1 protein-coding gene is annotated in these 6,821 nt (G+C 75.5%); it reads left to right on the top strand.

The annotated features are described in order from the left end of the window. Nucleotides 1-6,821 (top strand): type I polyketide synthase (locus ABZ208_RS38595; protein ID WP_356914120.1); only part of this gene is annotated, 6,821 nt, incomplete at both ends.

The following is a 6,821-nucleotide window of genomic DNA, read 5'->3' as shown; positions in this document are numbered from 1 at the left end:
AGCGCCCTGGCGCAGGCCTGCGCGGACGACGTCGTCACCGTGCCCGTCCTGCGTGCCGACCGCCCGGAGCAGCAGGCCGTCACCGCCGCGCTCGCCGAACTGCACGTGCACGGCGTCTCCCCGGACTGGCAGGCGCTGTTCCCCGGCGCTCACCGCGTCGTCCTGCCCACCTACGCCTTCCAGCGCGAGCGGTTCTGGCTGGAAGGGGACGAGGACCTGGCCGCCGCCACCGGCGCTCCGGCCGACGCGGCGGACTCCGGATTCTGGGACACCGTGGAGCGGGAGGACGTGGAGTCCCTCGCCGCAACCCTGGGCGTCGGCGCCGACGCATCGCTCAGCGCGATCCTGCCCCGGCTGTCCGCGTGGCGCCGTCAGCGCCGCGAGCAGTCCGTGGTCGACGGCTGGCGCTACCGCGTCACATGGAAGCCGCTCGGCGCGCTCCCGGAGGCCGGCGCGACCGGGACCTGGCTGCTCGTGACGGCCGGGGAGAGCGAGTGGGCCGCCTCGGTCCGCACCGCGCTCGGCGAGCGCGGCCTGGAACTGGTGACGCTCGTCGCCGGGCCCGGCACCGACCGCGGGACGTTGGCCCGCGAGCTTGCCGGCGTTGGTTCGGTGGCCGGCGTGCTGTCGCTGCTCGCCGAGGACGAGAGCGCCTCGGTCGGCCACCCCGGCCTGTCGCACGGCCTCGCCTCCACCCTCTGCCTGGTGCAGGCACTCGGCGACGCGGGCATCGACGCGCCGCTGTGGTGCGCCACTCGCGGCGCGGTGGCCACCGGCCGCTCCGACCGCGTGGACCGGCCGCTGCAGGCGCAGGTGTGGGGCTTCGGCCGGGCGGCGGCGCTGGAGTACCCGCAGCGCTGGGGCGGTCTGCTCGACCTCCCCCAGTTGCTCGACGCCCGTACTGCGGACCGCGTGGCCGCCGTCCTCGGACAGGCGGCCGAGGACCAGGTGGCGGTCCGCGCCTCGGGCGTCTTCGGACGACGGCTCGTCCGGGCCAACCGCGCCACCGCCCCCGCCCAGGCGTGGTCGCCGCGCGGCACGGTCCTGATCACCGGAGGTACGGGTGCGCTGGGCGGGCACGTCGCCCGCTGGCTCGCCGGTGCCGGCGCCGAGCACCTCGTGCTCACCAGCCGCCGCGGCCCCGCAGCGCCCGGCGCCGCCGAACTCGTCGCGGAGCTCGAGGAACTCGGCGCGACCGCGACCGTCGTGGCCTGTGACGCGGCCGACCGGGACGCCCTGCGGGCGCTGCTGGCCGAACACCCCGTCAACGCCGTCGTCCACGCCGCAGGCGTCGGCGACCACGTCATGATCGAGGACTCCGACCCGGCCGGGTTCGCCGGCACGGTGACGGCGAAGGCGGCGGGTGCGACGCACCTGGACGACCTGCTGGCCGGTCAGGAGCTCGACGCGTTCGTCATGTTCTCCTCGGGCGCCGGCATCTGGGGCGGCGCCAGCCAGGGCGCCTACTCGGCGGCCAACGCCTACCTGGACGCCCTCGCCGAGCACCGGCGGGCGCGCGGGCGCACCGCGCTCGCCGTCTCCTGGGGCGGCTGGGCCGAGGGCGGCATGGCCGGCGTCGGCGACGGCGAGGAGATGCTGCGCCGCCGCGGACTGCCGCCCATGCAGCCCGCCCTCGCGATCTCCGCGCTGCAGCAGGCGCTGGCAGACGGCGAGACCACCCTGACCGTGGTGGACTTCGCCTGGGAGCGGTTCATCGGCCCGTTCACCGTCACCCGCCCCAGCGCCCTGCTGTCCGACGTGCCCGAGGCGCGCCGCGCCCTGGAGGCCCCGGCCCCTCGCGGCGCCGAGGCCGGCAACTCGCTCGCCGCGAAACTGGCCGGGCTGCCGGCGGGCGAGCAGAACCGCACGCTGGTGGACCTCGTCCGTACCCACGCGGCCGCGGTGCTCGGCCATGACGGCGCTACGGCCGTGGAGCCCGGCCGGGCGTTCAACGACCTCGGCCTCGACTCGCTCACCGCCGTCGAACTGCGCAACAAGCTCACGGCCGACACCGGCCTGAAGCTGCCCACCACGTTGGTCTTCGACTACCCGAACGCCACGGCCCTGGCCCGGTTCCTGCGCGCCGAACTGCTCGGTTCACAGACCGCCGCGCTGCAGGAGCGGAGCACTGCCGCGGACGACAACGAGCCGATCGCTATCGTGGCGATGAGCTGCCGCCTCCCCGGCGGCGTCGGCTCGCCCGAGGACCTGTGGCAGCTCGTGATGTCCGGCGGCGACGCCATCGCGGGCTTTCCCGAGGACCGCGGCTGGGACATCGAAGGCCTCTACGACCCTGACCCGGGCACCCCGGGCAAGACGTACGCACGCGACGGCGGCTTCCTCTACGACGCGGGCGACTTCGACGCCGCACTGTTCGGGATCTCGCCGCGCGAGGCGCTCGCGATGGACCCGCAGCAGCGCCTGCTGCTGGAGGCCTCGTGGGAGGCCTTCGAGCGGGCGGGCATCGACCCGGCCTCGCTGAAGGGCAGCCGCACCGGCGTGTTCGTCGGCATGTCCTTCCAGGGCTACGGCGCCGGCCTCCCGCAGGTCCCCGAGGGCGTCGAGGGCCACCTCCTCACCGGCAGCGCCGCGAGCGTCGTCTCCGGGCGCGTGGCCTACTCGTTCGGTCTGGAGGGCCCGGCGGTCACCGTCGACACGGCCTGCTCGTCGTCGCTTGTCGCGCTGCACCTGGCCATCCAGTCGCTGCGCAACGGCGAGAGCACGATGGCCGTCGCGGGCGGTGTCAACGTCATGGCCGTACCGGCCGCGTTCGTGGAGTTCAGCCGACAGCGCGGGCTGTCCGCCGACGGTCGCTGCAAGGCGTTCGGCGCCGGCGCGGACGGCACCGGCTGGGCGGAGGGCGTGGGCGTGGTGCTCGTCGAGCGCCTCAGCGACGCCGTGCGCAACGGCCACGACGTCCTCGCGGTCGTGCGGGGCAGCGCGGTCAACCAGGACGGCGCGTCCAACGGCCTGACCGCGCCCCACGGCCCGGCGCAGCAGCGCGTGATCCGGCAGGCCCTCGCCTCCGCCGGCCTCACCGAGGCCGATGTCGACGTGGTGGAGGCGCACGGCACGGGCACCGCGCTCGGTGACCCCATCGAAGCGCAGGCCCTGCTGGCGACGTACGGCCAGGACCGCTCCGAGGGCGAGCCGCTGTGGCTGGGCTCGCTGAAGTCCAACATCGGTCACGCCCAGGCGGCGTCCGGCGTCGCCGGCGTGATCAAGATGGTGATGGCGATGCGGCACGGCGTGCTGCCGCGGACGCTGCACGCGGACGAGCCGACGCCGCACGTGGACTGGTCGGTGGGCACGGTGCGGCTGCTGACCGACGCCGTCGAGTGGCCGGAGTCGGACCGCCCGCGCCGCGCGGGCATCTCCTCCTTCGGCGTCAGCGGCACCAACGCGCACACGATCATCGAGCAGGCCCCGGCGGCGGAGCCGGCCGCCGTCGCCCCGGTCGAGGTCGCCTCGGCGACCGTGCCATGGGTGCTGTCCGGCAAGTCTGAGGCCGCGTTGCGGGCCCAGGCCGAGCGCCTGCTGTCCCTCACGGCGGAAGGCGCCGAGCCGTCCCTCACCGACGTCGGCTTCTCGCTGGCCACCACCCGGGCCGCCCTGGAGTACCGCGCCGCCGTGGGCGGTGCCGACCGCGGCCGGATCGCCGAGGGCCTGCGGGCTCTGGCGTCGGGGGCGCCCGCTCCAGGCGTCGTCCTCGGCCGCGCCGACGCCGGCCAGGTCGGGTTCCTCTTCTCCGGGCAGGGCTCGCAGCGGCCCGGCATGGGGCGGGAACTGTACGAGGCGTTCCCGGTCTTCGCGGAGGCGTACGACCAGGTGTGCGCGCACCTCGACCGGCACCTCGACCGGCCGCTGCGGGACGTGGCCTTCGGCGCGGACGGTCACGGGGACGGCGACGAGCTGAACCGCACCGCCTTCACCCAGCCCGCGCTGTTCGCGCACGAGGTCGCGGTCCACCGCCTGCTGGAGTCGTGGGGCGTACGGCCGGACTATCTGGCCGGGCACTCCGTCGGCGAGATCGCGGCCGCCCATGTGGCCGGGGTCCTGTCGCTGGAGGACGCGGCCACGCTGGTGACGGCCCGCGCCCGGCTGATGCAGGCGCTGCCCGCCGGCGGGGCGATGGTCGCCCTCCAGGCCATCGAGGACGAGGTGCTGCCGCACCTCACCGACCTGGTGAGCATCGCCGCGGTCAACGGGCCGCGGTCCGTAGTGATCTCCGGCGACGAGGACGCCGTGGCGGCCATTGCGGAGGACTTCGCCCGGCAGGGCCGCAAGACCTCCCGGCTCACGGTGAGCCACGCGTTCCATTCGCCGCTGATGGACCCCGTGCTGGACGACTTCGCCCGCGTCGTCGGCGGGCTGCGCTTCGAGCAGCCGAAGGTCCCGGTCGTCTCCAACGTGACCGGTGAGCTCATCGCCGTGTACACGGCGGACTACTGGGTCCGGCACGTCCGCGAGGCCGTGCGCTTCGCCGACGGCGTCCGCACCCTGGGCGACCTGGGCGTCACCACGTTCGTGGAGGTCGGCCCCGGCGGAGTGCTGAGCGGCATGGTCCAGGGCTGCCTGGACGGCGCGGTCACCGTTCCCGCCGTACGGTCCGGCAGCCCCGAGCCCGAGGCGCTCACCGGCGCCGTCGCGCAGCTCCACGTGCACGGCGTACCCGTCGACTGGCGCGCGTTCTTCGCCGGCCGCGGTGCCCGGCGCGCGGACCTGCCGACGTACGCCTTCCAGCACCAGCGGTACTGGCTGGAGACCACCGCGCCCACCGCCACCGCCGCGGGGACCGACGCCGTGGAGGCGGGGTTCTGGGAGACGGTGGAGCGCGAGGACGCCCAGTCCCTCGCCGCCACCCTCGATCTGCCCGCCGAGCAGCTGGACGCGGTGCTGCCCCGGCTGTCCGCGTGGCGGCAGCAGCAGCGCCGGGAGTCCGCGGTGGAAGGCTGGTCCTACCGCGCGGGCTGGAAGCCGCTGAGCGGTCTCCGGACCCACGAACTGCCGGGCGACTGGCTGTTCCTGGTCACCGAGGAGACCGAGTGGACCGCCGCCGTCGCCGACGGGCTCACGGCCCGCGGCGCCCGGCTGATCGCCGTCGTGGCCGACCCGGCCACCGACCGCGGCACGCTGCTGCGGCAGCTCGGCGACGCCGTCCGGGAAACCCCGGTCGAAGGTGTGATCTCCCTGCTCGGCACCGACGAGCGGCCCCACCCCGAGCACCCGGCTCTCTCCGTCGGCACCGCGCTGTCCCTCGCCCTGGTCCAGGCGCTGGGCGACGCCGGCATCGACGCCCCACTGTGGGCTCTGACCAGGTCGGCGATGTCCACCGGCCGTTCGGACGCGGTGCCGAGCGCCGCCCAGAACGCCGTCTGGGGCCTCGGCCGGGTCGCCGCGCTGGAGCACGCGCAGCGCTGGGGCGGTCTGGTCGACCTCCCGGAGACCATCGACGACCGGATCGCCGGCCGCCTCGCCGCGGTGCTCGGCCAGTCAACCGAGGACCAGGTCGCGATCCGCGCCCGCGGAGTGTTCGGCCGCAGGCTGACCCACACCGCCGCCCGCCGCAACGGCCGGGCCGGACACCGGTGGTCGCCGCGCGGCACCGTGCTCATCACCGGTGGTACGGGTGCGCTGGGCGGGCACGTCGCCCGCTGGCTCGCCGGTGCCGGCGCCGAGCACCTGGTGCTCACCAGCCGCCGCGGCCTCGACGCCCCCGGCGCGGGCGCCCTCAAGACCGAACTGGAGGCCGCGGGCGCCCGCGTCACCGTCGCCGCCTGCGACGTCGCCGACCGCGAGGCACTAGCCGCACTGCTCGCCCAGCACCCGGTGAACGCCGTCGTCCACACGGCGGGCGTGGACCACCTGGAGCCGCTGGACGGCATGACGCCGGGCTCCTTCGCCGACGTGCTGTCCGCGAAGGCCGCCGGCGCCCTGCACCTCGATGCACTGCTCGCCTGCCAGGAGCTGGACGCCTTCGTCCTGTTCTCCTCCGTCGCCGGCGTGTGGGGCAGCGGCTACCAGGCCGCCTACGCAGCAGCCAACGCCCTGCTCGACGGGCTCGCCGAACGACGGCGCGCACAGGGCCTGACCGCGACCGCCGTGGCCTGGGGCCCGTGGGCCGGCGGCGGCATGGCCGAGAGCGACGGCGCGGACGAACGACTGCGCCGCCGCGGCCTGATCCCGATACCCGCCGCGCTCGCCGTGGCCGGCCTCCGGCAGGCGCTGGACTCCGGCGAGACGACCGCCACCGTGGCCGACATCGACTGGGAGCGGTTCCTCCCGCCGTTCACCGTGGGCCGCCCGAGCGCCCTGCTCGGCGACCTCCCGGAGACCGAGCGGATCCTGACCGCCGGCAGCCGCACCGACGAGACCGGCACGGCTGCCGCCTCGCCGCTGGCCGCCCGCCTCGCCGGGATGCCCGGGACCGAGCAGCACACACTGCTGGTCGAGCTCGTGCGCACGCACGCCGCGGCCGTCCTCGGGCACAGCGGCGTCGGCGAGGTCGAGGCCGACCGGGCCTTCAAGGACCTGGGCCTCGACTCCCTGACCGCCGTCGAACTGCGCAACAAGCTCAACGCCGAGACCGGCCTCGCACTGCCCCCCACACTGGTCTTCGACTACCCCAACGCCCACGCCCTCGCCCGGCAGTTGCACACCGAGATCACCGGCCGCACCGCCGCCGCCGCACCGGAGACGGCCATCGCACCGGCCGAGGACGACGACCCCATCGCGATCGTCGGCATGGCATGCCGCTACCCGGGTGGTGTGCGCTCGCCCGAGGACCTGTGGCAGCTGGTGGTCTCCGGTGGTGACGCGGT

It is taken from the genome of Streptomyces sp. NPDC006208, assembly GCF_040613775.1.
Classification (GTDB): Bacteria; Actinomycetota; Actinomycetes; order Streptomycetales; family Streptomycetaceae; genus Streptomyces.
The sequence above is the reverse complement of the archived record's forward strand: the minus strand, read 5'-3'. Positions and strand labels throughout refer to the sequence as shown.